Here is a 25,743-nt window from a genome sequence, read left to right as displayed (position 1 = left end):
TGCTTTTTCTTTATTTACCAGCTTGCAATTCCTTCAGAGCATCCTGGATCCGCTTTTTCTCCAGAGGTAGAGTACCATCGCGCATCTCTGCATAGAGTGACTTGAAAAGGCAGTATAGCATCAGGAACATAATAATCATGAAGGGAAACCCTCCAACAACAGATGCTGTCTGAAGTGAACCCAAAGCACCGGCGCCGCCGGTAAAGAGCAGAATGGCAGCGATAGCTCCTTCAAGAACTCCCCAGGTAATCCTCAGGGGCAGAGGCGGGTTAGGATCTCCGCCTGATGTAAGCATACCATTAACATAGGTCCCCGAGTCTGAGGATGTAATGAAGAACACTGCCACCGAAAACATGGCAACAACTATCAGTAAGCCAGACCACGGCAGATTCTGCAACAAGGCAAAGAAACCCATCGCGGAATCAGCTGATACTGCTTCCCCGATACCGCCACCGCCAAAGTGCTCCATCCAGAGGGCTGAACCACCAAAAACGGAGAACCAGACAACGCTGACAGCAACAGGAACAAGCATAACACCGACAATAAAGTTGCGGATCGTCCGGCCTCTCGAAATACGGGCAATAAAGGTACCTACAAAAGGTGCCCAGGCAATCCACCAGGCCCAGTAGAAGATGGTCCAGGCTCCATACCAACCTTCAGTATTTTCTCCGGCAGCATCAAGTCCGAACGACATGTAGATGATATTCTGCAGATAATCACCGACAGAGTGGGTTAAAAGGTTAAGAATAAAGAGGGTCGGACCGACAATAAATACCAACAGCATCAACAAACCGGCTACCACGATATTAATCTGGCTCAACCACTTAATGCCGCGATCAATACCGGTCGAAGTTGAGATAACCGCTGCGGCAGTTATAACTATCACAATAGTAACCCAAATTGCCGGAGTGCTAGGAATACCGAAAAGGCTTTCCAATCCGGCGCCAAGCTGCATAGCCCCGAGACCCAACGATGTGGCCAGGCCGAAGAGGGTGGCAAATACACCGATGATATTTACCAGAATACCCCAGGGACCTTCAATTCCTTTACGGCCAAGGATAGGCTCCAGGCATGAACTGAGCAGCATGGGCAAACCTTTGCGGTAAGAGAAGTAGGCCAGTGAGCCGGCCACTACTGCATAAATAGCCCAGGGGTGGAAGCCCCAGTGGAAGAAAGCATAGCGCATAGCCACGTGAATAGTCCCGGCATTACCAGCTTCTCCAAGCGGCGGCCACATGTAATGCCAGATCGGCTCGGATACACCCCAGAAAAGCAGGCCGATACCCATGCCGCAGCTGAAGAGCATAGCAAACCAGACTTCATTGTTGTATGCGGGCTTCTCATCGTCTCCACCAAGTTTAATCTCACCAACAGGACTTAGCAGTAAGAAAACTATCAAAAAAAGAAAGATACTGGTGCCAAGGATAAACGACCAGCCCCAAGAATCAACCATATAGCTAAAAACATTACCTGTTGCGACACCAAAAGCCTCCGGCGCAGCAGCACCTAATAAAACAAAGATTACCATTACGATAAGAGCAATTAAAAATGTTGGTTTTGTATAAAGACTACCTCCGTTTTGCAAATCAAAATACCTCCTTAAAATTTATTTGCGGAAAAACGGCACGACTACTTTCCCCATCTAACATCCCCTTTCTAATAAAACAAAAATAAACAACACCGATAAGATGCTCGAGAGCATTTAACCAGAATTAAAAATGCTTACTAACTGCTAAATTATTAATAAAGCAATAGTCATGCCATAAAACAACAGAGAGCCATGCTTAAAAAAACCTATTAAATTAAGCATAATAAAAGACCATTTCTTAATTGAAACAGTCCATATTTCTCAATATGAGAAAATTAAAATCATCAGAATATTTTAAAGACGGCTAAATAAGCGAATGCTGCTGTTTTCTCAATATGAGAAGTTTTCTCATATCAAGAAACATCCTGCTGGATTGATTTAAGTTTTCGATAAAGTGTTGCCCTGCTAATGCCAAGGGCTGATGCTGCTTTTTCTTTTCCAAAAGTGGTATTCCCGTATTTAAGCAAAGCCGCTTTAATGGCCTTTTTCTCCAGTATTGTCAAATCTTCAAATCCACCTGGATCAGCAACTCCGTAATGCCTGGTAATTTTTTCGGGAAGGCTCTTCCTTGAAATTTTGGAATCAGATTCGATATTTATGGCGTATTCTATGGCATTTTCCAGCTCACGGACATTCCCCGGCCAGGGGTAAACCAGCATGGCCTCCCTGGCATCATCCTGGAAACCAATTACATTTTTATTCAGACGCTTTGAATAGTAATCAAGAAAATGATGCATTAAGAGCAAAATATCATCCTTGCGATCCCGGAGAAGAGGCAGGGTGAAAGGTATAACATTGATACGATAGAAAAGATCTTCCCTGAATTTCCCTTCCCCGATCAGTTCTTCCAGGTTGCGGTTGGTAGCGGCAATAATGCGAACATCTACATCCCTGAAAGAAACACCGCCGATTCGTGCAATATTTTTATTCTCAATCACATGGAGCAATTTAACCTGGAAATCAAGGGGCATATCACCAATCTCGTCCAAAAAGATTGTTCCTTCATGGGCCATTTCAAACTTACCGGGTTTTCCACCTTTACGGGCGCCGGTAAACGCACCCTCTTCATAACCGAAAAGTTCAGATTCCAGCAGGGGAGCAGGAATGGCCGCACAGCTGATCGAGATAAAAGGCTTGCCCCTTCTCGGACTTTCTTCGTGTATGGCCCGGGCGAATACTGATTTTCCCGTACCGGTTTCACCACGAATCAATACTGTTGAATCAGTGGAGGCTATCAGTTTCATCTTTTTCTTTATCTCGTTTAATTCACTGCTGGTACCGATAATCCCCGAAAAAGTTGTTTTTTTGTTTTCCTTGATAATCCGGTTGGCCATTTCCTCCACTTCTTCTTTTTTACGAAAAGATATTACCGCCCCGGAAATGCGATCATCCTCATACATAAGTGTAATATTATAATAAAGGCGCAGCTGTTCGTTATCCGAATCGATATAGATAATCTCTTTACCGTAGTACTGGCTGTCGTCTTCAGTTTCCTGCCTGTTGAAAACTTCATTCAGGTTAAAGTCAGGAAAGAGGACGCTTATATGCTCACCCAGGTGACTATCCAACTTAAGACTTAAAATCTGCCTGGCCGCATTATTGATATTGGTTATTCTGCCCTGTGAATTGAAGGCAATAACCCCTTCATATACAGAATTAATAACATCCCTGAACTGGTTCATCAGGCTGGTAATCCTGCTTTCCATTTTCTTTTCATTCAGGGAGATAGTTATCATATTACATAGTTTATTGAGGAAGTTTTGCATTTTTTCATACTGATTCAGCAGTTTACGACGCTGCTGTTCGGTAAGAGCCAGCAATGATATACTGCCTATTTTTTCTTCATTAAAAAGGATGGGCATCATCATGAATGCAAGAACGTCACATCTGGCAGAGTAATCACAGTCGGCACAGCATACAGCATGAGTGGTATTTTCGACTAATATTGAATCGTTATGCGGTGATGACAATATCTTGGAAGTCATGCAGCCTTCGTCATAAACCACCCCAACCTCTTTTTCGAAATAGCCGCTTCCGGCTATTACTTCCAGGCGTTTACTGATAACCCCGATCTCAATATCAACCACTCCGGCAAAAGCTCCGGTTACCTGTTGTAAAAACCCCTGTATGCTTTTTAACTCCTTCATGAAAGGTCCTCCATAAATATCTGCCCTGCAAATAAATCAGGTTTAAATATAAACTATCTCATTTCCAAAATGCTTTAGAAACTTTTCAAAATCATTGTAAGCGATACTGATTGTTGCCGTATTAACATTGGGGTGAAAATTTACAGTTTCATGTCGCTTTAAATCTTTATCAAGAACGAGGGTAACAGCTTTTTTTAGATCATTGATTATCCCCAGGGGGGATACAGCTCCGGTTTCGAGACCAAGATGCTCCATAAGGCGGCGCTCGGAAGCAAAACTCAGCTTTCCGGATGCAAGCTTTTCAGATAAACCACCAATGTCGGCAGTTTTTGTATCTTCCAGGACTACAAGGTAATGGCGATTGCCTTTATTGTTTCTTAAAAATAAATTCTTTGAGTGAGCTCCTTCAATATTCTGCCAGTATTGTTTTGCTTCATCAACGGTAAAAACCGGCGGATGCTCGTACCTTTTATAACTAATTCCAAGTCCTTCAAGGGTATCATATACTTTCTTTTCAGTTTCATTGATCAAAGGTGTTCTCTCCTTTCAAAATCCTTAGGCTGCATCTTGATGAACAGAACTATTATTTAATAGCTGTACTTTAAAAATGCTAACATGTCGATGATATCATGTCAAATTCTGCACGATTATCTACCGTAATCCCGAACCAGGAATGGACCGTACCCAAAAAACCAGATACCTCTTTTTGATTCAACCCTGCCGGAGCCGATAGAATGCACACCAATTTCGCGTCCAAAAAACCAGAACCCGGTATGCGAACGACCATCTGCATGTTTCATTGTTCCCTTCCCGTTTGGATGACCATTCCACCATCGGCCCAGATACTCACGGCCATCTGGCCATATACGCACTCCATGACCGGAAAACTTACCTTCAGAGAATTCACCGTTATAGTGCCCACCATCGGCAAATCGGCAGCTGACCCGACCATGCAGTAAACCATTTTTCCAGTCACCCTGCCATACCGAACCGTCACTGCGGGTCAGGGTACCCTTTCCATTCCATCGACCCTGTACAAACTGACCTTCATAAAAATCACCATTTGCAGCTTTATAGGTCCCTTCACCATGCATCTCATCTTCAAACCACTGGCCTGAATATTCAGCTCCGTCCGACCACACCTGAACTCCATCTCCAGACCTGTAACCATCAACGAAATCGCCGCTGTAGGAAAAACCCGCTTTACCGGTTATTACCCCATTTCCGTTCGGCCGGCCGTAATTCAGCTCACCCTGATAGGTTGAACCGTCGGCAAAATAATACCTGCCGTTGTTTGTCGGCCTGCCTTTACGAAATAAACCGGAAAATCTGGAACCATCATGAAAAGTTATTGTTCCCTCTCCATGCGGTAAATTGTTTTTACTCTCTCCAGTGTACTTTGAACCATTCGGATAGTATAAAACACCCTGTCCGGTATCAATTCCGTACTCAAATTCACCTTTAAACTTTCTCCCGTCGGGAAAAAGAACCATCCCTTTTCCGGAAGGCAACCCTTCCTCAAGTCGCCCCCCGAAAATTGCTCCATCAGAAAAGCAGAAACTGCCCTTTGCAGTAAATTCTCCTTCTTTGAAATAACCTTCAAATTTTGAACCATCGGTAAAAGTAAAACAACCGCTTCCATGCATGCGGCCTTCTTTCCATTGCCCTTCATATTTTCTCCCGGCAGGCCAGATCTGCACTCCACTGCCCTGCCGGCGATCTTCAAACCATTGCCCCGTATATGTTCTCCCATCTGGCCAGATCATATCTCCTTCACCGTGTCGAAAAGAATTTTTCCACTCTCCACGATAACTTTTCCCGTCAGGCCAGGAGTAGGTTCCATCACCCTCGTAGAGGCCGCCAACAAAATCTCCTTCGTACTTCTCACCGCTCGGCCAGTAATAGATGCCGTAACCCTGCATCTGATCATTTTCCCACTCGCCTTCGTAGCGGCGCCAATCGGCAAATATATAGGTCCCCTTACCGTGCATCCGGTCCTTATACCACTGACCTTCATATTTATCACCGTTAGACCAGATAAAAGTGCCCTCACCATGGAATAAACCGTGTTCCCAGTCACCGCTATACCGGCTTCCGTCCGGCCAGGTTACAGTCCCCTTGCCATGTGGCTTATTATTTAGCAAATCACCACGGTATTCACCGTTACCGGCCAACTTCATAGATATCGACTGCCTTTCTGTACATGATTTTTGATCTTTGGAAGAATTTCTACAAGTTCATTTCTTTTCCCTGCATTATGACTGCATTGCAGGTTATTCCTGAACTTCCGGAGTATCGGCTGTAATCCGGCGGGCTTTCTTACGCCAGGCAAGATAAACCATGAAAATGCCCAATTCGTACAGCATCATGAGTGGAATAGCCATGAGAACCTGGGAGAAGATGTCGGGGGGGGTCAGAACCGCAGAAAAAATTACAATTATTAATAGGGCAAACTTACGGTTTTTACGCAAAAATCCGGTGTTTACCAGGCCTATACTGCCCAGGAACCAGAAAAGAACAGGAAGCTGGAAGACCAGGCCAAATGAAAAAACAAATGAAGTTATAAAAGCTATGTAGCGGGCAAAACTGAAGTTGGGAACTAGATCTGGCCCTGAAAAACCGATGAAAAAATTTAGTGCGAAGGGGAGAACCACAAAATAGGCAAAGGCAATACCCATTGCGAATAGAACATACATAATTAAAGTTAATATAAGAGCCGATCTTCTGGGCATGCGGACAACTGTTGTAACGATAGCCAGCAGTTGATAGAGTATTATCGGCAGGGTAACCGTTGCGCTCGTTATAAAAGCCAGCCTGATATTGGCCAGAAGAGCTTCCGAAGGTGTGAGAAAAATCAACTGCAGTTCATGCCCTTCCCCCAGAAATCTAGAATAAGCCAGGTCGCCGGGGATAAGCATTAAATGACGAATATAGTCGCTGAAGGTAAAACTGATCACTGCAAAAACAAATACTACTACAGTAATTATAATTAACCGCTTACGTAAATCCTCAAAGAGGCGGATCAGTTCTTTTCTTTCCATAGAACTTCAGTAACGCATCCTTCCAGTTATTATTCGCCTGATTCGATGGAGGCGCTGTCACCGGAAAGGTAGTTAAGGTAATTCATTGCCTCCTGGTAAATTTGACTTTCTTCATTTTCCTGCTCCATTATATCCAACAAAACTGTTTCTGCAGTTGCCTGGTCATCCAGATATTCACCCAGCAGAACAGCATAGTAGAAGCGCTCTTCATTGCTTGCTGTGTCAGATGTAACTTTCTCATCGAGATACCCGTACAGCCAATCAAGATCATCTTCCAGTAGTTCTTTCTCGCCCGCGGAATTAAGAATTCCGACCAGCGAGAGGTGAACCAGCGGATCCGGATTCTCCCGCAGCTGCTGACGCAGGAGGGTTACCTGGTCATAAGCCGGCTGAAGATCCCCACCCGATTCAAGATAGAGATAGATCAGTTCCAAACGATATTCCGGTTTATCGGGTTCAAGATCGATAAGAGACTGGTAAACCGAAGCCAGCTTGATCTGATAATCCTGCAGAGTTTCATCATCATCATCAAAAAATACCTGCTGGATAAAAGTCAGATACCGATAATTCTCCGCCAATTCCATCAGCACAGGTACTGTTGGTTCATGCTCCTGCAGGTAAGTTTCAAGCCTTTCCACTTCCGCTTTGTAGTAGGCAAGGTAATCTTCAGGTTGTGGATCGTTAGCCTGTCCCGGAAGGCTCGGCGTACTGTTCCCCATGCTCTGGGCCAGGTAAACCCCTCCCAGTGAAGCAAGCATCCCCACAGCAAGTACCCCGGCGATAATCGCCGCCCACCGCTGTTTCTTCAAATCTTTCGCTTTAATCTTTTTTCGTGCCACTATTAATCCCTCCGGCTCATACCAATAATTCCGCTGTTATTTATATCAATATCTTATATTTATAGTCTTAATGCAAAAAATGCAGCTGCCTGTCAGTCGTCAAACCTGACCAGCAGGCGCCCGCAGTTTTCACAATACACCATTGCGTCTTGATTGTAAAGCCGCCCGCTTAAACCTGATGATATAAAAACCTTGCAGCCCCCGCAAAGATCATTGGTTACCATCGCTAAGGCTTTTCCCTGATTTTTCGCCGCCAAAATATTGTATTTGCTCATATACTTCGGTTCAATTTTATCCGCCTGAAGGTTTCTTTTTGCTTCCAGCTCAACTCGTTCAGCTTTAAACCGTTCGAGATCCGCCGCCAGGGTGTTTTTCTTTTTCTCAAGTTCTCTTACACTTCCCTGCAGTTTGCTATCTAAATCGGCGATCGCTTTCTCCTGTTCCTCAATTGATTCCATCAAAACAATGATCTTGTCTTCCAGTTTCTTTTTTTCTGCTGCCAACAGATCCAGTTTGCGGTGCATCTGTTCCAACTCTTTTACATTCGTAACTTTGCCGCTGTAGAGGTTATCGGTTAGCTCCTTCCGGTCATCATCAATTTTCTGGGTATCCATCTCCAACTGCCTCATCGTTTTCCGATCTGCTTTTAGCTGGTTTTCAAGCTCGCCAAGAGCATTTTTTTCTTCTTCAACCTCTTGTTCTGTTTCATCAACTCCACTTTGCAGTGGCGCATTTTCGATTTTTTGATCCAACTCCCTGATGGATAAATCCAACTCCTGTAGTTCCCAAAGTAATTTAAGCTGCACTCTTTTCTTTGCCTCCTTTAAAAAGTAACAGGGTAGGCTTTCACCTACCCTGCAGTTTGTTCCATTGTGTATGGAGAGAAGTTTGAAGGTATACTTCTGTCTTATAGCTATCTGACTCCAGACGTTGCTCCAGGTACTCGCGCAGGTAAATTACCGCCGGCCATTCTGTCGCTTCATGTCCGGCATCGATAATATCCAGGTTCAATCCCTGTGCGAATTTTAAGTCATGATAGCGAAAATCTCCGCTGACAAATATTTCAGCCCCTGCCAGAGCGGCTTTCTCAATTAATGATCCACCACTGCCCCCACACAAGGCAATTCTATTATATTCTTTTTGGTTACCGGTGTAATAGCGGATATCTTCACTGATCAGACTTTCCCGGCAGATCTCCAGAATTCCGGTTATATCCATAGGTTCATCCAGATCAAGGATCAATCCCAGGCCGACCGGATTTCCTTCCAGGGCCAGGGGATACAGGTCATAAGCAATTTCTTCGTAGGGGTGAGAAACTTTTAAAGCTTCAACAACCAAAGTTTTTTTACTCGCGGGTAAGATAGTTTCAATGCGAATTTCTTCAACTTTTTCCAGGTTACCGCTGCTGCCCAAAAAAGGTTTTGCCCCTTCTTCAGGCATAAAAGTTCCCGTTCCTGCCACCTGGAATGTGCAGTGGCTGTATTTGCCTATATGTCCTGCTCCCGAAGCGGAAAGGGCATTTCGAACAGTATCTTCGTAACCAACCGGCACGAATACTACCAGTTTAAGGAGCTGATCGCTGCCGGTGATCTCTATAACCGACGATTCCCGATAATTGATTCCCATTGCCCTGGCCAGCTGATAGCTGACACCTTCAAAGGTGCAATCGTAATTAGTATGAGCACTATAAATACTCAGTTCATTTTTCAGAGCCAGGGATGTAAGCATGCCGGTCGGGGAAGCAGTATCAATTACTGAAAGGGGTTGGTAATAGAATGGATGATGAGTAACAAGTAGATCGGCGCCCATGGCCAGAGCATCATTTATCACTTCCGGGTCGGGGTCAAGGCCAACATATATTTTCTCTACGGATTTATCGAAGCTGCCTACCTGCAGGCCCACATTATCGCCCGGAAGGGCAAAGGATCGGGGTGCAAGGTCTTCTAAGTATGAAGCTATTGTGGCAACTTTAGCCTGCAAGAGTAACCCTCCTAATAGAGTTGCATAACTTTAGCCCTGAACTGATTCATCAGGTTCCGGCAGATCGGTCCGGGGGCAGAATCACCGACAGGACATTCATCAATCCAGCCTATCGGGTTAACATCCATTGTCGTCGAAGTCAGCCAGGCTTCGGAAACATTTTTCAGCTCTTCCAGGGTGATAGCTGTTTCAGATACCTTTACACCCTCGGTTTTCAAAATATCTATGACTATCTTCCTGGTAACTCCATGCAGGATCAAGTTAGTCGCAGGATGGGTACGGACTATTCCGTCGATTACTGTAAAAAGGTTCGAACGAGTTCCTTCAGTGACTATTCCTCCCTGGCGGTATAGAATGGCTTCTACTGCCCCCGCTTCGGCGGCAGTCTGGCGGGCCAGCAGGTTGGGGAGAAGATTCACAGTCTTGATATAACAGTTGAGCCATCTTTCGTCCGGCAGAGTGATACATTTTACCGGTTTTATATCCTCAAGCGCGGGAAGTGGAGCCATCTCCCTGATATACATGATCATTGATGGTTTCGCATCAGGTGGGAAAAGGTGATCGCGTTGAGCAATGCCCCTGGTAACCTGAATGTAGAGATAGCCCTCCGCACACTCACCTTTTTCAATCAACTGCACAATCGCATTGTTAATATCTTCCAGCGAATAGGGCAGTTCCATTTTTATTGCCTTTGCACTGTTCTGCAGTCTGTTCAGGTGATCTTCAAGTGCAAATGGCTTGCTGTTAAAAACTCTGATTACTTCATATATCCCATCACCTAACAGATAACCGCGATCTTCAAGAGATACAGTTGCACCTTCCAGATTATCAATATTTCCGTTGATCCAGGCTAAATTATGCACTTATATCAGCTCCGCTCTTATGATGTGATATGGTCTAAAGTAGCATAATTCCTGCAGCATGTCTATCTAGTGCTGGCTATGATCTTCGATTATGTTTATAATTTCAGCCTTAAGCTTATCGTCAAGCTGATCAGGCTTGTGATTTTCAAGAATCCACCAGGCCTTTTCCCGGGCATTTTCTTCAGCTTCACGACAGCCTTCAGTCTGCCATTTGCCATAAGGACTGCGGTTCATTACTGCAGGCTGCCAGAGTTCCCGCATATGCTTCAGGGTATGCGGTTCAACCATGAAATGGTCGTCAGATCCCACAGCGGCAATTGTCTCCAGAGCCAAAGTATTTTCATCGACAATAATCTTTTCGGTTGAACGCCTGATAATTTCAAATATCTCACAGTCCATCAAAAGCTGCTCGAAGGAAAATATTAATGCTCCGGCCAGTAACCCTGCCCCGCACATCATATCAGCACCGGCCATTATGCTTGACATCCCCGAAAGGGCATTTTCAACTCCGGCATGCCAGTTTGATGCTTTAGCACCGGTGGCAAAGGTGCCGATATTCGAAGGCAGATTATAGTAGCGCGCCATCTGGGCAGACATTGCCTGCAGCAAAAAGTCTTCGGGGCCTCCACAGCAAACTGCTCCGGAATGCAGTTCCATTACTGTGGCACATGAACCGTAAAAAGTCGGGCAGCCTGGTTTATATGTTTGGAGGAAGACAATCCCGGCCAGGATTTCAGCATTAGCCTGGGCCAGACTGCCGGCCAGGGTTGCCGGAGCTGTTGAACAGCCGATCTGCATCGTTAAAAAACCGGTTGGTATACCGGCATCGGCAAAGATCATTGCTGCTTCCAGCCCTTCAGGATCGTAAGCAAGGGGACTGATGCTGCACTGGAAATTAGAGATTATCGGACGGTTTCGCAGAGCCGCGGAGCTTCCGGCAACTGCTTTGGCAATTCTGATTGAACCTTCTGCCGCTTCAGGATCAACCGCAGTCATCGCCTGGACATGTTTTGTTGAATTGGCCAGCTGGGCGTATAATTCATAAAGCGGCTGTTTCTTCTTGGGACGATCCTGGGCGCTGATAACCGGCCAGAGAAAAGAAATCTCTTTCAAATAATCGGCAACAGTAACTGCTTCCTCAAGATCCTTCAATGTTGACCTGCGCAGTTCTCCACTGGTCAGGTCTATTACCTGCAGCCCGCTCCCATCTAACGAAAGGTATCCAAACTCACCATTAACCGGCAGGTCATTAACCGGGTTCCTGGCAGCCAGGGTAAAAGTCTGTGGAGCCTTTTTTATGGCCTCTTCAATTAACTTTTCGGGGATATATACTTTTCCGCTTGTGCTGTTAGTTCTTGCACCTGCCTGACCCAGTATTTGTTGAACTTTTGGGTGGGGCATCTTGATTCCGATCTTGCTTAATATATCCACTGAAGCCTGATGTATGGTGGCAACCTGATTTGGATCCAGCCAGTCCACCTTTTTTGAAAATTTAACCGGCTGGACATTCCTTCTATTTTGATCTTTATCCATTTATTCTACCTCACGACTTTTACGGGTTTTTCTGCGACTTCTTATTTTTCTGATCAGCATATAGATTCCGAAGATGATAAGTAACAGAAGTAGAATCGGGAGGATAACCAGGGGGAATGAACGGGAAGGGTTGATCCTGCCTCCTGTTGATGAGTAATATGAATCGATTTCCGGTAATCCCGAATTGCCGACCGTTTGTGCCGCTGCATATTCCAGAACAGCCTCCCAGACCTTTATCTCCTTCCCATCGACCCTGACTACAAGCCTGTCAAATTCATCTTCGGGTACAGGATTTCCTTCACTGTCTTTCAAGACCAGCTCAAGCTGCGGCAGCAGCTCACCAACCATTGGCAGAAAAGATACAATATAAGAATCGGTTACCAGGCAGTAAAGTTGCTCGTCGCCCCGTTCAATGGGCTGGTACTGACTATCATCATTACCCTGCCTGCCGTCACCGGTATACCTTTCAGCACTGATCACTGCCCTTGTTGTCGGGATGGGCAAATCCATAATGGGTACGGTGAAAAGTATGGCGTTTTGTGGATTATAGTCATAACGCAATCCGGAAAACTGGAGGAAGAAAGTATCCCCCATCATATCAGAAAGAAGAACCGCCACCTCCAGGGCGCGCCGGATTTCTTCCCCGGTAAGGTAAGCCGCAACCAAAGAATAACCCGCTTCGCCATCGGGACCAATGCCGAGACCAACCTGTTGAACTAGATCATAGACAGAAACTTTTCCCATCGAATGCGGCATGGTACCGGGGTTGACACTACCCCTGATTGCCCCGTTTGCCTGAATCGCAAAATCTACCTTCCGGCCAATTTTCTCCTCCGTTATAAGGCGCATGGCATCTGATACAAAGTTGCCAAAGGACGACTCCTTGAGAGGCGGTTTGTTTGAGAGTTCGAAGTTCGACAGCATAACCGTATCCAGTATATGCTGAAACTTACCGTCAGTCCGAGCTGCGATGATGTAGTTCAGTTCCGCAGTATACTGCTCGATCAGTTCATTGATCTCGGGATTAATCGGTATGTTGTGATCCAGGGGGATAAGGTAAGGATCATTGACCTCAGCGTTACGAAGCCTTAACTCGCCTGAGCCTGTATTGAAGGCGAGTTCCAGCTGTCCAAGATATTGAAGCTGTGAGCCGGCCTGGACAATGATCACCCCGTTTTCGATAACCGGCTCTTCAAGAACTGTATGTGAATGACCGCCGATTATAAGGTGAATACCCGGTACTTCGCGAGCCAGCTCCTGATCTTCTTCAACCCGGGAGTGTGTAATGGCAATAATCACATCTGCTCCCTGCTGCTGCAGTTCTTCGATCATCTGCCGGGCAGTTTCATGCTGATCGGCAAACTCAACCGGCTCATTGGCTGTTGTATAAGAGATAGCCTGTTCTCCGATCAAACCAAAAATTCCGATTACGAGTCCGTTGTCGAGGGTAATAAGATGGTTGCTCCGGTATAATCCATCCCGGGCAAGCGGGTGATCGGAAGGAGCAACCGTATTTGAAGCAATGATCACGGTTTTATCATGAGCTGCCGGATAACCGGCCTCAAGGAGGTATTTTGCCAGAATATCGGGACCATAATCATATTCATGGTTACCGATAACTGCTGCATCATAACCGATCAACTGCATCAGGTTCAGTTCCGGAGCCAGACCCAATGGGATAAGCCAGCTAAAAGGCGACTCACCCATATAGTCCCCTGCTGAAAAGAGTAAAACCGGTTGGCCGACGGCTTCGCGATCCTCCCTGATCTGATTGACCGCGGAAGCCAAACGGGCAAATCCACCAACTGTTGGATTATCCCTTTCGGGGTGATAATCAATAGCCGGTGAGTGTGGAATCAAGGCACTGTGTTCATCATTGGTATGCAAAATGGTAAAATATATTTCGTCTTCTGCTGATGCTCCGGTTGCCAGGAAAAATAAGAAAAAAATTATGAGAGCCATGAGTGCTCTTGACTGGCGAAGAAATCTAATTTTCGAAAAGAATGAAATAGCTGGTTTGGCTTTTTCGGTCATTTTAATACTCCTTTATCATATAATTACCCTGGCTATATTTATGGTAGCAGTTCGATAAAGATTTCCATAATCCCTCCACAGGCCATTCCTTCATCTGCGGCTACATCCCCGGTTAAATCAAGGCGCATAACTCCCTGCTCTTGATGATCCAAACGGGTGAGAGCTTCCTGCCTTACTCCGGCTTCCGAACAACCCCCACCTATAGTTCCCTTTAGCGAACCATCAGGAAAAATCAGAAGTTGTGATCCTGTTTTTCTGGGTGTTGAACCGAGAGTTTTAACCAGGGTTACCAGGGCCGCTTTCTGTTTGTCTTCTTCGATGCGAACCAGCTCTTGAAGGATATCCTGTTGGATCGCTTCATCACTGCTTGTGCTTCTTCTTTCCTGTATTATCTCGGCCAGTATGCTGATGGCAATTTCTCCTTCACTGACCGCGCCGATGGGCAGGCCGATGGGAGAATGAACCCGGGAAAGCTCTTCTTCCGTATACCCTAATTCTCTTAATTCGTTGAGCTGGGCACGCACCCTGCTCTTACTGCCGATCATACCGATATATGCCGCTTTCCGCCCCAGCGATTTCTCCAGGCAATACCGGTCATGTTTATGACCCCTGGTTACAATCACAATGTAATCGGCGAAAGTCGATTCAATAGAGTCAAGGGCATCGCCAAAGTGTTCGCAGATCAACCGGTGGGCATGAGGATGCAGTTCCCGGGAAGCAAAGGCAGGCCGATCATCGATAAGAATAATTTCAAAATCGAGATTGGAGGCGATCCGGCAGAGAGCAGCCCCAATATGGCCGCCTCCTAGAATTATCAAGCGGGGATGGGGCGAATAAGCATGGATAAATACTTCTATCTGATCACCGGAGGGTAGCTCTGTTTTGAGTGTGAAATTTTCTCCGCCTTCGGCGATTGGCGAAACTATTTGATAGATCACTTCGGCCAGCATTTGATTAACATTACTGTACAAAATCTTACCTTCGCTGATCACCAACTGCTTGCCGATTAAATCATAATTTTTATCACTGGAGATTACTGTAACCAGTACTGACGGTTTTCCTTCTTTCAAGAGGCTGCTGATTTCCCTGTAAAAACTCATGAAAAACCTCCTGCTCACTTTGGGTATCTTATCTCCTGGATAAACTACCGGGCAATTTATTTAAAGATTTCTAAAGTAGAGGACGTATTCCGTTTCCACCTGTAATATTCAAAATCTCTCCGGTCATATAGTCAGCATCGGGGGAGGCAAAAAAAGCTACTGCAGCGGCAACATCTTCAGCAGTGCCAACCCTGCCCAGCGGGGTAGCTTTTGCTGCTTCATCGGCTATCTCTTCTACAGTTTTGCCTTTTATCGTGGCTTCCTTACCCCAACCCCACCGTTTCATCTCAGTATCGATTTCTCCGGGACATAAGGCATTGACACAAATTTTAAAGGGAGCCAGCTCAAGAGACATAGAACGGGTTAAACCGATCACTCCCGCTTTCGATGCGCAGTATGCATGCATCCAGATTGCCCCGCTGCGAGCTGCCCGTGAAGACATGTTGATAATTTTTCCGCCTTCCTCGTTACACATCATCAACGGTGCGGCCGCCCGGCAGCAGAGCATGGTTCCCGTCAGGTTCACTTCAATCGTTTTTCTCCAGGCTTCCGGATCAGTGAGAGCCAGCGGTGCAGGGTCGATTATTGTCCCGGCATTATTCACCAGTATATCAAGACGTCCGAATTTGTCCTTTACTTGTTCGATCATTTTCTGTACGGAATCAGGATCGGTTACATCAACCTCTATGGCCAGCGCTCCAACACCCATATCACTGATTATCTCAGTCAGATCATATAACTGGTTTTCAGTTTCGTCACTACCCCTGCCCTGTTCTGACAATACGGCCAGGTCGGCCAAAGCTACTGAAGCGCCTTCTTCAGCCAAACGCCGGGCGCAGGTAAAACCAATTCCCTTTTCCCGTCCGGCTCCGGTAACCAGGGCAACTTTCCCAACCAATCTTTTCATTAGATCTGCCTCCCGATTTTAGCAATTTCTCCAAATAATAGGGTAACCAATAAATAGTACTAAATGATCAGCAGTAAATAGTGCTGCCAAATTATCAGAAAATATAATTAACTAATGTGTCCCGAAATTATTCCCAGAATTTCATGGTGCCCTTTTCCTGCAGGCTGATGTGCAGCTCAAAACATTTTTTCAGGTTCTGGCTGATATGGCCGGATGGGGAGTCGGACACGTAGCGGTGCAGGTAATCCCGGTAGTCAGGGTGGGCACATTTATTGATGATCCTTCTTGTCTTCTCGGTCGGACCCAGTCCGCGCAGATCGGCCAGCCCATGTTCGGTGACAAAAACCTGGACGGAATGCTCGTTATGATCGGGATGAGTGACCATTGGCACAACGGTAGATATCCGTCCACCCTTGACGGCTGAGGGAGCCATAAAAATTGAGAGATAGGCATTGCGGGTAAAGTCACCGCTGCCGCCGATCCCGTTTACCAGTTCCGTCCCGCAAACGTGAGTTGAATTGGCATGGCCGTTCAGGTCAAATTCAAGCGCCGTGTTGAGGGCGATTACTCCCAGTCTTCTGATAACACCCGGGTTGTTTGAAAGTTCCTGAGGGCGGAGGACAATCCTCTGGGTAAAGAAATCCATATTGCTGTAGATCCTCTGCAGGTTATCATCCGAAACTGTCAGGCTGCAGGTGCTCGCTCCGGTTAGCTGCCCCTGCTCCATCAGATCGATCAGGCCATCCTGAAAAACCTCAGTGTACATGTTGAAGGGAGGTATATCAGGATCGTCACCCAGGCAGCTCATCACCGCATTGGCAATATTTCCTACACCGGCCTGAAGGGGAAGAAACTCTGAAGGTATACGACCGGCTCTCTGCTCATCTAAAAGAAAATCGACCACCTGGTGAGCAATTTTTCTACTGATTTCGTCAGGTTCAACCAACGGTTTCATCCCGTCCGGCTCGTTATTGTCGATCACGGCTACAATCTTTTTCGGATCAACTGTCGCATAGGGTAAGCCGATCTTGTTTAGCGGATCGTAGATGGGGATGGGGCTCCGGTTTGGCGGCGGCGGCATTATAGTAATATCGGCCATTTCACTTAACCGAACCGAGTGATAACGGTTTAACTCGATAATCACTTTTTCGGCACAACGTAAAAATGTCGGCGAGGCCCCGATAGAAGTGGATAAATAGATCCTTCCATCAGCCGTGATCTCTGCAGCTTCGATAACAGCCCAGTCGACATTGCCCAAAAACCCGAACATGACCGCCTGGGGCAGGTGGGAGAGGTGCATATCGGTAAATTCAATCTTATTCTGATTGATCTGTTCGCGCATAGTCTTCGAAGATTGGTATGGTGCTCGCCAGGCAACAGCTTCAGCTTCGGCCAAAACTTCATCGAGACTGCCGGTGGAAGCTCCGGTGAGAACATTTAATTTGAACGGTTCACCTTTGGCATGTATTTCCTTTGCGCGTCTTGCCAGTGCACGGGGAATTGCTTTTGCCGCACCGGCTGCTGTAAACCCGCTGAAAGCAACGGTTTGGTTATGCTCGATCATGGCCGCTGCTTCTTCGGCAGAGAGCCTGGGAAATTTTATCGGACTCATATCTGTTCATCCTCCTTCAATCTCTGTTTCTTAGAGGTTGTCGATTTTTATAGGTCATTGTCCTCCAGATCCACTCCATCGGACCGTACCTGAATTTTTTATACCAGATGTTGCTCCAGATAACCTGGGCAAGATAAATTGCTATTGTAATCAGCACACCCTGTGCCAATGTTACCTGTCCAAAAAAACCGAATCCACAACCGTAAAATATTATCATACAAATCAGCGTCTGGGCAAGATAATTGGTCAGAGCCATCCTTCCGGCTGCAGCAACCGGTGAAAGGATTTTCTTCCAGAATTCGCTCTGCAGGGCGATCAGCACCAGAGATATGTAGGCTGGAAAAAGGAATATTGAAGCCGTGTAGTTTGCTGCTGAAAGAAGCGCGGGGCGGACAATCAACCCGACGGGGATAAAGCCGGCATCGATCAAGCCGTAGATTAACATCAATACAGCTCCAATGGCCAGTCCACGGTTGCGGATTTTAGTCAGCAGGGGGATATTCTTTCCGATGTCTTTAAATATACCGGTTTTCCCGGCATAAAGTCCGCAAAGAAAGAAGGCCAGTACAGCAGGAATCCAGACAACCATGCTGATTATTACGTAAGGGAGTTCGTTAAACACCCTGAAAAGAATCAACTGTCCAAAACTGCCTCCGGTGTAAACATCAATTGCGCCGTTAATCATCATGCTCATTATCGCCTGGTAGCTGTCACCGGCAGAATATTCGCCATAACCGTTAATCAACCCGAATAGACTGTACAAAGTAAGCGTGGTAATGAATAGCCCGATTATCCATTTTCCGATCGCTTCCCGCGATTTGTCCCTGAACTTCAGCAATAAAAAGCCGACCAGGGCATAGGTAAAGAGAATGTCTCCCGTCCAGAGGATCACCAGGTGAACAGCTCCAAAGAGAAGCAGGGCAAACAACCTTCTCCTGTATAAAGGAACCAGCTCAAAGCCTTTACTCAAAGTTCTCTCCATGAAAATATAAAAACCGAGTCCGAAGAGAAACGAGAATATGGCGTAAAATTTACCGGTAAAAACAAACTGGATTATAATGGCGCTGAACTGTTCCAGGCCGGCTGGAAAGTTTGAAGGATATCGCTCGAAGAATATAGGGTATTTGAAAAAAGACATGTTAACCATCAATATCCCGAAAAGGGCCAGCCCACGGATGATATCAATTTCTTTTATTCTCTCTGCAGGCTGGATTGGTCTTGGATCAGTACGGTTATTGGGCTGCAATTTTTTTACCTCTTTTTCTTTTTTTCTTGTTTTGCCCCATGCTTATCGGTCTCAGCGGTACCTGCACACAGCGATCTTCAAGTGCGGGGAAACTGGTTCTTACTGTATATACCTTTCCGGGGTCTATAACCGCCGTCAAAACCTCTTCGCCTTCCCCTGCCCTGGTTACAACCTCACCCCAGGGATCAACAACCATACTGTTACCAGCCATGGTGCAATCTTTCAGTTTGCCGGCACAATTACAGGAGACCAGGTAACTCAAATTCTCCAGAGCCCTGGTCCTGTTAAAAAGCTCCCAGTGTTCAAGACGGGCCAGCGGCCAGGAAGCAATCACAAAGATGGTATCTACATCACAGTTAATCATTTCTCTGTATAGTTCAGGAAAACGCATGTCGTAGCAGGTGCTGAACCCCCAGGTACCATGCCTGGTTTTCAAAGTGTAGATCTCTTCCCCCGGTGATAAAAGAGCACTCTCCTCGGACTGGAAGCCGAATAGATGAACTTTCCGGTAACAGCCGGCTAATGTTCCGTTGGGGCTGATCAATATTGCGGTATTGTAAAGATTGTCTCCTTCGCGTTCAACAATGCTGCCTGCCAGAATATAAGAGCCAATTTTCTCTGCCCAGGGAGCAACCAGATTGAAGGTTTCACCCTGCAAAGGCTCTGCTTCATTCTCGTAGCGTTCAAAGTTGAAATAACCGGTACCCCAGATTTCAGGGAGCATGATCATATCCGGCAGCGGATTCTCACAGTAGATTGATTCAAGATGATTTTCAACTTTCCTGAATCGATCCGCCTTTGATTGGTGATCATCAACTTCAAGCTGAATAATCTTAATAGTGACCATGTGCTCGCTCCTTATTTATGAGGTTAAGATTAAAAGTTCAACAAGAAACATTATGATCCTTCTGTAGAACAGGCAAAAACTACCCGTGCCATCTCAAGTCTTCGATGCTATAAAACTTCCTTGATGATTCCTCCTCCAAGTACTTCTTCCCCGCGATAGAAAACAGCTGACTGACCGGGAGTTACCGACTTCTGAGGTTTTTCGAACTCCAGCCTGGCCAGGCTGTTATCCGGAGGGAATAAAAAAGCTTTGATCGCCGCCGCCCTGTAGCGGACTTTTAAATCTACCTCAAAAGGCTCCAGAAAAGGGTTACCGGCAATAAAGTTAAGGTTTTCAGCAATCAGACCGCGGCAGTATGTTTCACTGACCGGTCCGACAACTATTTCGTTTTTATCCGCATCGATTTTCAGCACATAGTAAGGTTCAGCCGTTGTCAAGCCCAGGCCTTTTCTCTGGCCGACCGTGTAAAATGCAATTCCGTGATGACGTCCGAGTATCAGGCCTTCCGTAGAAATGATATTCCCGGGCGACAGGGTGTCGGGATTCTGCCGCTCCAGAAAAGCCCGATAATCATTATCGGGAATAAAACAAATTTCCTGGCTCTCCGCTTTATCAGCAACTTTAAATTCCTGCTGTTCAGCAATTTTTCGGACTTCCTGCTTCGTTTTCATACCCAGCGGGAACAAAGTGGCTTTCAATTCATTCTGTCCGAGGACATAAAGCATGTAGCTCTGGTCTTTTTGCCTGTCCAGACCTCTGTACAGCCTGTAGAGATCTGTTGTGGAGTCATATTCAATGCGGGCATAGTGCCCGGTGGCTATCTTGTCGATGCCCAGACCTGAGGCTTTTCTGATCAGGTAGGAAAATTTGATCGTCCGGTTGCATTCTACACAGGGATTAGGTGTCCTACCCTGAAGATATTCGGCAGTAAAATTTCCGACAACATCCTGCAAAAACTCTTCCTGCATATTCAGGACGTAATGGGGTATGCCGAGCTGTGCAGAAACCATCCGGGCATCGTTGACAGCTTCCAGGGAACAGCAGCCCCTGGCTTCATCCCCAGCCAGCTCCTCTGCTACCGGGTCAATCCACAGGCGCAGCGTTACCCCGACCACATCATATCCTTCTTCTTTTAGAATGTAGGCCGCCACCGAACTATCCACGCCACCGCTCATGGCAACCATTACTTTTACTCTCTCAGCGCCAGACAATTAGAATCACTTCCGGTTCTTTAGGCTTAGGGACATTATAGCACAGGGAAATAATCTAAAATCCCACTGATAATAGAAATAGGGCAAGCACAATGCAATCTACACATTTTGCCTGCCCTGTTTCCAATAATTCAAAAATAAATATTTAACTTATTGTTGTTCCCGATTTGCCGTCAAGAGCATCGAGGGAATTGTAAAGCGAAGTGATGATCGCTTTTTTCCCCGGGTTTCCCTTCACAAAATTGACGGCAGCCTGCACTTTCGGCAGCATGCTGCCCGGTGCAAAATGTCCTTCAGCAATATATTTCTCGGCCTCTTCAACCGTCATGTGATCAAGATCTTTCTGGTCCGGTTTATTGAAGTTCAATGCTACTTTATCCACTTCGGTCAAGATCATTAAAATATCAGCCCGGATATCATCTGCCAGTCTCGCTGCGGCCAGGTCTTTATCGATAACGGCAGCAATACCTTCCAGGGAACCATCTTCCTTTTCGATGACTGGTATTCCACCACCGCCGGCCGTAACTACAATTGTTGTATCCCACAGTTCCCTTAGACAGGAAAATTCCACGATACGTTTGGGTACCGGCGAAGCCACAACCCTGCGCCAGCCCCGACCTGCATCCTCTTTTACGATATATCCCTTCTCTTTTGCGGTTAATTCCGCTTCTTCTTCCGTATAAAAGGGGCCGATCGGTTTTGTGGGGTCTTGGAAGGCTGGATCATCCTTATCAACCACTACCTGGGTGATAATTGTCACTACCGGAACATTCCTGTTTCGCTTCTTTAAAGCATGACGCAACGCCTGCTGGATATGATAGCCGATATAGCCCTGGCTCATCGCCCCACAGACATCAAAAGGCATGGTAGGCACCACATCAGCTGCCGCTTCGCTGGCCAGCAGGATATTACCGATCTGGGGTCCGTTTCCGTGGACAATTGCCAGTTCATAGTCAAGCTTACTCATTTCGGCCAGGTATTCGACAGTTTTTTTAACCACCTCGAGCTGAGCAGCGGCAGTCGCCGGGTCACCTTTTCGCTGCAGAGCATTTCCACCCAACGCCACAACAACTTTAGCTAACGCCATTTATTATTTCCTCCATTTTTAACTCAGATAATACTACGTTTGATTACTTCTATTAAGCAGACTCTTTTCCTTCTCGAGTTTCCTGTAAATCTTCAGTGCAGGTTCATTACATCTCTGGCTGATACATGTTACCATTACTTGCATAATTTATTATTTTGTGGTATAGTTATTAAAGTGTTAAAAAGTTGATGAAATTGAACATCCATAAGCCTCCTGGTAAACGGTTCGGCGTACGATGCTTGATCTAATTGCACTTTTTGGACAATATTATTTAGGAGGCTATACAATGGAAGGTAAAGTAAAATGGTTTAACGCAGACAAAGGTTATGGATTCATCGAACGCGAAGAAGGAGAAGATGTATTTGTTCACTTCTCTGCAATTCAGGGCGATGGTTTCAAAACATTGGATGAAGGCCAAAGTGTTGAATTCGATGTCACCGAAGGAAATCGTGGCAAGCAGGCAGAAAATGTAGTTCGCATCTAAAGCAGTTCTTACATTACAAACCTGGAGTGCTTCCGGATTATTCCGGAAGCACTTTTTTATGACTCACCCTAAAAGATCAATTCCTAGTATAATATAAGCAAATGGAATATAGATGGAGCGATGACTACTTGAACCGCTATATCATTGGAGGAAGAGTTTTAAAAACAGTGCTGGCCGTAACCCTGGCCATCTATATCGCTCAGTATTTTGAACTACCGCGGATGATTTTAGCCGCATTGGTTGCCTTAATAACGGTCCAGAAAACCTTCTATCATTCACTTGTCCAAAGCTTATCTAAAATCGGTGGAGTCTTGCTGGGCGGTATTCTGGGAACAACTTTCAGTTACTTTTTTGGTGTATCACCATTAGGATACGGGTTGGTTACGCTGGTTGCTATCTACATCTGCCTGCAGCTGCGCTGGCAGGAACATATAGTTGTCACCACTGTAACAGCAATTACCATCATCTTCAGCGGAAACGAAATGCCCCTGTTATCCTATTCGATTGGACAAATCCTTACTGCTCTCATCGGTGCAGTGTGCGCCCTCACGATCAATTACCTCTTTACCCCTAATCACAAGAAAGAAGTCTTAAAGAAGATCCGGCAGACCGAAGAAGGCTTAAGCCAGGCGGTCAACTTCATCATGCTCGAGATGAGCGAACCGGGATGCGATGATACGGCATTCAAGGAATTGGTTTTAAACCTCAGACTGGAAATTGAATCGGGGCTGGAAACTGCCAAACTCTTCCAGGAGGAACAGCGCTTTATCATCAACCGGGAAACTGCTGCGGATCGTTACTACCAGACTTTCCAGATTTACAGTTCCCAGTTGAAACGGTTAACGGAGATGCATAACCTGGCCCGCCGCATTCCGATAAAGGTTCCACAGGCCGCACCACTGATCAAGTTTTTCCGTATCGTTCAGGCCATGCAAAAGCGAAGGCTTGAGGGAAAGAAAGCTCACTACAAGCTGGTTGACCATCTGTTGGTCAAAATGGAGCAGAGTTTTGAAGAAATGGCTTTACCGAAATCACGAAAGGAATTTATCAGCAGGGCCTCCCTCTTTCATCTTTTACAGGAGATTAAACGCTACTACAACCGCATGCAGCAGATACCGTCGGCCGTTTTATCAACCAAGTAGTCTCCCCTGGATAATTTCTATTATCAGGAACATACCCAATTCCATCAGCTGATTATAAATAAAGAAATAAGCAAAATAATTAAAATAATTCTTGGATTAATACATGGAAATAAAATATAATAAACCAAAGAGCCAGGAATACCACATAACCACGGTTTGAACTATTATTGAAGAGGAGAGGATACAATGGATACACCTTTTCCCTTTGGACCTGTAATGGTTTTTGGCTACATGGCTGTAATGCTTTTGATCGGAATGCTGCTCAGAGCGTCGATTAAGTTTTTCCAGAACTACCTCATTCCCAGCTGCTTTATAGGCGGCACCATCGGACTCATTCTTGTAAACACAAGTGTACTGCCCCTATCGACAGACCTTCTCGAAACTTTCGCCTACCACCTGTTTGTAGTCTCATTTATCTCTCTCGGCCTTACTACAACACTCAGTAAAGATAAGAACATCCATGCGCGAAGCCCGGTCAAGGGCTCTCTCTGGATCGGTCTCGTCAGCGGGATTACCATGTCCATGCAGGGTATTATCGGTGTGCTCTTTGTTTTTCTGCTTAATGCCGTAGGCTTCAACTTAAACCAGCTTTTTGGATTTCTTTCACCTCTCGGATTTACCCAGGGTCCGGGCCAGGCTCTATCGGTCGGGAAGGTTTGGGAGGAATTTGGCTTCACCTCTGCGGCAACCTTAGGGCTCTCTTTTGCCGTCCTCGGATTCGCCTTTGCCTTCTTCGTTGGTGTCCCCCTGGTCAACTGGGGTATACGCAAGGGTTTCACCACCCTGGCGCCTAAAACCCTATCCCTTGATATCCTTAAAGGTGTCATCCAGAAAGATGCCAAAAAAGAACCTGCCGGTGAACTGACAACACATTCGGGCAATATCGAGTGTCTGGCCTTCCATGCAGCGCTGGTGGGATTGGTCTACCTGATAACCTATGGAATCATGTACCTGATTAACTCTTTACTATCCGCAGACGTGGCCTTAACGGCCTGGGGGTTTTTCTTCTTCCTGGCTGTCCTGGTGGCGCTTCTGGTCAAACTTGTGATCACAAAAATAGGTTTGGGCCATCTTCTCGATCCAGGGGTACAGCGCCGGATAACCGGGTGGGCTATCGACTTTTTGATCATAGCCACCATCATGGCCATCCAGCTCGTCATCGTCTGGGAATATATCGTTCCAATCCTATTGATTTCCCTGGCAAGCGGAATCCTGACCACCCTGGTGGTTGTCTATATCGGCCGCCGAACCTGGGAATACAGCTTTGAAAGAACGGTGGGAGTTTACGGTATTGCCACCGGCACAGCAACCACAGCACTGCTTCTGCTGCGCATCGCCGATCCTGAATTTGAAACACCGGTTGCCCTCGAACTTGGTATACAGGTAATCTTCGCGGCGCCCTTTGTCTTCAGCCTGATGATGTTAATGCATGCGCCGCTGTGGTGGGGCTGGAGTGTGCAGATGGTTCTTCTGGTCTATATCGGAATTATGCTGCTTTCCTACATCTTACTCCGTGTCTTTAAGTTCTTAGGACCGCGTAAGTTTTAAAGCAGCAGTTAAGATTTTACATGCAGATATGATACCAAGCTGCATGCCCGATTATTGGATTAGCCATCTGAAGCAACGCACTTCAATTTGCTGCTGACTGCATAGCATATTCCCCCCCAAAAGTAATGATTCTATAGCAGTCAAGCGTTATCATGATCGGGGAGGGCGCCTGGTAAAAGGGAACGGCAGAATAACCGGTCCAAATACGGTGACAGTTGGGGATGAAGTATTTACAGCCCGACGTGGCATTGTGATTTCTACCGGTACGAAACCTGCCATCCCTGATCTCTCCGGGCTGGAGAGCGTGAATTACTGGACAACCCGTGATGTAATAAAGCTGGAGAAGCTGCCTTCTTCACTGACCATAATCGGAGGCGGGCCAGTCAGCTGTGAGCTGGGACAGGTCCTTTCCAGGTATGGTGTGGATATTAAGATTGTACAATCACGCGAACAGCTCCTGCAGAGAGAGGAACCTGAAGCAGCCGAAACAATAAGGGAAATATTTGCTTCTGAGGGTATAGAAGTTATCACCGG

The 25,743-nt window shown here is 46.2% G+C and carries 22 protein-coding genes; 4 read left to right on the top strand and 18 right to left on the bottom strand.

All coding sequences use genetic code 11. The annotated features are described in order from the left end of the window. Positions 1 to 10 precede the first annotated feature (10 nt). From SCJ97_09230 to arcC, 18 genes are all read right to left on the bottom strand, one after another. Entirely contained in the window at positions 11 to 1,585 is a 1,575-nt protein-coding gene (locus tag SCJ97_09230) for a BCCT family transporter (GenBank protein MDW7740221.1), read from the bottom strand. 356 nt (positions 1,586 to 1,941) lie between these two features. Beyond that, entirely contained in the window at positions 1,942 to 3,735 is a 1,794-nt protein-coding gene (locus SCJ97_09225) for a sigma 54-interacting transcriptional regulator (GenBank protein ID MDW7740220.1), read from the bottom strand. A 42-nt stretch (positions 3,736 to 3,777) separates the two neighbouring features. Continuing rightward, on the bottom strand, positions 3,778 to 4,263 hold the full coding sequence (locus tag SCJ97_09220) for a prolyl-tRNA synthetase associated domain-containing protein (protein ID MDW7740219.1): 486 nt from the start codon (positions 4,261 to 4,263) through the stop codon (positions 3,778 to 3,780). Positions 4,264 to 4,382: 119 nt separating this feature from the next. After that, positions 4,383 to 5,915 carry a hypothetical protein gene (locus tag SCJ97_09215; GenBank protein ID MDW7740218.1) on the bottom strand — a complete coding sequence of 511 codons (1,533 nt, stop codon included), beginning with the start codon at positions 5,913 to 5,915 and terminating at the stop codon, positions 4,383 to 4,385. 93 nt (positions 5,916 to 6,008) lie between these two features. Beyond that, complete coding sequence (tatC, locus tag SCJ97_09210; protein ID MDW7740217.1) at positions 6,009 to 6,776, bottom strand: twin-arginine translocase subunit TatC; 768 nt, start codon at positions 6,774 to 6,776, stop codon at positions 6,009 to 6,011. A 29-nt stretch (positions 6,777 to 6,805) separates the two neighbouring features. Continuing rightward, positions 6,806 to 7,615, bottom strand: coding sequence for a hypothetical protein (locus tag SCJ97_09205; protein ID MDW7740216.1), 810 nt, complete (start codon positions 7,613 to 7,615; stop codon positions 6,806 to 6,808). Positions 7,616 to 7,707: 92 nt separating this feature from the next. After that, positions 7,708 to 8,421 (bottom strand): hypothetical protein, encoded by a 714-nt coding sequence (locus SCJ97_09200; protein MDW7740215.1) that lies wholly within the window; start codon positions 8,419 to 8,421, stop codon positions 7,708 to 7,710. Between the two features lie 40 nt (positions 8,422 to 8,461). Beyond that, positions 8,462 to 9,595 (bottom strand): Nif3-like dinuclear metal center hexameric protein, encoded by a 1,134-nt coding sequence (locus SCJ97_09195; GenBank protein MDW7740214.1) that lies wholly within the window; start codon positions 9,593 to 9,595, stop codon positions 8,462 to 8,464. Between the two features lie 11 nt (positions 9,596 to 9,606). Next, on the bottom strand, positions 9,607 to 10,458 hold the full coding sequence (dat, locus tag SCJ97_09190) for a D-amino-acid transaminase (GenBank protein MDW7740213.1): 852 nt from the start codon (positions 10,456 to 10,458) through the stop codon (positions 9,607 to 9,609). A gap of 66 nt (positions 10,459 to 10,524) precedes the next feature. Beyond that, positions 10,525 to 11,991, bottom strand: coding sequence for a trimethylamine methyltransferase family protein (locus SCJ97_09185; protein MDW7740212.1), 1,467 nt, complete (start codon positions 11,989 to 11,991; stop codon positions 10,525 to 10,527). Beyond that, positions 11,992 to 14,025, bottom strand: coding sequence for a bifunctional metallophosphatase/5'-nucleotidase (locus SCJ97_09180; protein MDW7740211.1), 2,034 nt, complete (start codon positions 14,023 to 14,025; stop codon positions 11,992 to 11,994). 38 nt (positions 14,026 to 14,063) lie between these two features. Then, the gene (locus SCJ97_09175; protein MDW7740210.1) at positions 14,064 to 15,125 is read right to left on the bottom strand and encodes an XdhC/CoxI family protein; all 1,062 of its coding nucleotides are present in this window, start codon (positions 15,123 to 15,125) and stop codon (positions 14,064 to 14,066) included. A gap of 70 nt (positions 15,126 to 15,195) precedes the next feature. Next, positions 15,196 to 16,032 (bottom strand): glucose 1-dehydrogenase, encoded by an 837-nt coding sequence (locus SCJ97_09170; protein MDW7740209.1) that lies wholly within the window; start codon positions 16,030 to 16,032, stop codon positions 15,196 to 15,198. A gap of 127 nt (positions 16,033 to 16,159) precedes the next feature. Next, entirely contained in the window at positions 16,160 to 17,644 is a 1,485-nt protein-coding gene (locus tag SCJ97_09165) for a succinate CoA transferase (GenBank protein ID MDW7740208.1), read from the bottom strand. Positions 17,645 to 17,660: 16 nt separating this feature from the next. Further along, positions 17,661 to 18,890, bottom strand: a complete 1,230-nt coding sequence (locus SCJ97_09160; protein ID MDW7740207.1) for a DUF418 domain-containing protein — start codon at positions 18,888 to 18,890, stop codon at positions 17,661 to 17,663. Next, on the bottom strand, positions 18,877 to 19,737 hold the full coding sequence (locus SCJ97_09155; GenBank protein MDW7740206.1) for a carbon-nitrogen family hydrolase: 861 nt from the start codon (positions 19,735 to 19,737) through the stop codon (positions 18,877 to 18,879). The genes SCJ97_09160 and SCJ97_09155 overlap by 14 nt, the downstream gene beginning before the upstream one ends. A 107-nt stretch (positions 19,738 to 19,844) precedes the next feature. Continuing rightward, on the bottom strand, positions 19,845 to 20,948 hold the full coding sequence (mnmA, locus tag SCJ97_09150) for a tRNA 2-thiouridine(34) synthase MnmA (protein ID MDW7740205.1): 1,104 nt from the start codon (positions 20,946 to 20,948) through the stop codon (positions 19,845 to 19,847). A 145-nt stretch (positions 20,949 to 21,093) separates the two neighbouring features. After that, a complete protein-coding gene (arcC, locus tag SCJ97_09145) occupies positions 21,094 to 22,035 on the bottom strand; it encodes a carbamate kinase (GenBank protein ID MDW7740204.1) in 942 nt (313 codons plus the stop codon). A gap of 286 nt (positions 22,036 to 22,321) precedes the next feature. Between arcC and SCJ97_09140 the strand changes: the two genes are divergently transcribed. The 4 genes from SCJ97_09140 to SCJ97_09125 form a co-directional block, all read left to right on the top strand. Then, entirely contained in the window at positions 22,322 to 22,519 is a 198-nt protein-coding gene (locus SCJ97_09140) for a cold-shock protein (protein MDW7740203.1), read from the top strand. A 128-nt stretch (positions 22,520 to 22,647) separates the two neighbouring features. After that, the gene (locus SCJ97_09135; protein MDW7740202.1) at positions 22,648 to 23,661 is read left to right on the top strand and encodes an aromatic acid exporter family protein; all 1,014 of its coding nucleotides are present in this window, start codon (positions 22,648 to 22,650) and stop codon (positions 23,659 to 23,661) included. A 186-nt stretch (positions 23,662 to 23,847) separates the two neighbouring features. Further along, a complete protein-coding gene (locus SCJ97_09130; GenBank protein MDW7740201.1) occupies positions 23,848 to 25,209 on the top strand; it encodes a sodium/glutamate symporter in 1,362 nt (453 codons plus the stop codon). 208 nt (positions 25,210 to 25,417) lie between these two features. Then, the coding region (locus tag SCJ97_09125; GenBank protein MDW7740200.1) for an FAD-dependent oxidoreductase at positions 25,418 to 25,743 on the top strand (326 nt) is incomplete at its 3' end.

The sequence above is a fragment of the Bacillota bacterium genome (assembly GCA_033549065.1).
Lineage (GTDB): Bacteria > Bacillota > Dethiobacteria > DTU022 > DTU022 > JAWSUE01.
Note: the sequence above shows the minus strand (reverse complement) of the source record. Positions and strands in the feature narration are given on the sequence as shown.

Coding starts and splice junctions, on each gene's coding strand:
- SCJ97_09225 (MDW7740220.1), bottom strand. CDS start 3,735: ATGAAGGAGTTAAAAAGCATACAGGGGTTTTTACAACAGGTAACCGGA.
- arcC (MDW7740204.1), bottom strand. CDS start 22,035: ATGGCGTTAGCTAAAGTTGTTGTGGCGTTGGGTGGAAATGCTCTGCAG.
- SCJ97_09165 (MDW7740208.1), bottom strand. CDS start 17,644: ATGAGTCCGATAAAATTTCCCAGGCTCTCTGCCGAAGAAGCAGCGGCC.
- tatC (MDW7740217.1), bottom strand. CDS start 6,776: ATGGAAAGAAAAGAACTGATCCGCCTCTTTGAGGATTTACGTAAGCGG.
- SCJ97_09180 (MDW7740211.1), bottom strand. CDS start 14,025: ATGACCGAAAAAGCCAAACCAGCTATTTCATTCTTTTCGAAAATTAGA.
- SCJ97_09155 (MDW7740206.1), bottom strand. CDS start 19,737: ATGGTCACTATTAAGATTATTCAGCTTGAAGTTGATGATCACCAATCA.
- SCJ97_09215 (MDW7740218.1), bottom strand. CDS start 5,915: ATGAAGTTGGCCGGTAACGGTGAATACCGTGGTGATTTGCTAAATAAT.
- SCJ97_09140 (MDW7740203.1), top strand. CDS start 22,322: ATGGAAGGTAAAGTAAAATGGTTTAACGCAGACAAAGGTTATGGATTC.
- SCJ97_09175 (MDW7740210.1), bottom strand. CDS start 15,125: ATGAGTTTTTACAGGGAAATCAGCAGCCTCTTGAAAGAAGGAAAACCG.
- SCJ97_09185 (MDW7740212.1), bottom strand. CDS start 11,991: ATGGATAAAGATCAAAATAGAAGGAATGTCCAGCCGGTTAAATTTTCA.
- SCJ97_09130 (MDW7740201.1), top strand. CDS start 23,848: ATGGATACACCTTTTCCCTTTGGACCTGTAATGGTTTTTGGCTACATG.
- SCJ97_09170 (MDW7740209.1), bottom strand. CDS start 16,032: ATGAAAAGATTGGTTGGGAAAGTTGCCCTGGTTACCGGAGCCGGACGG.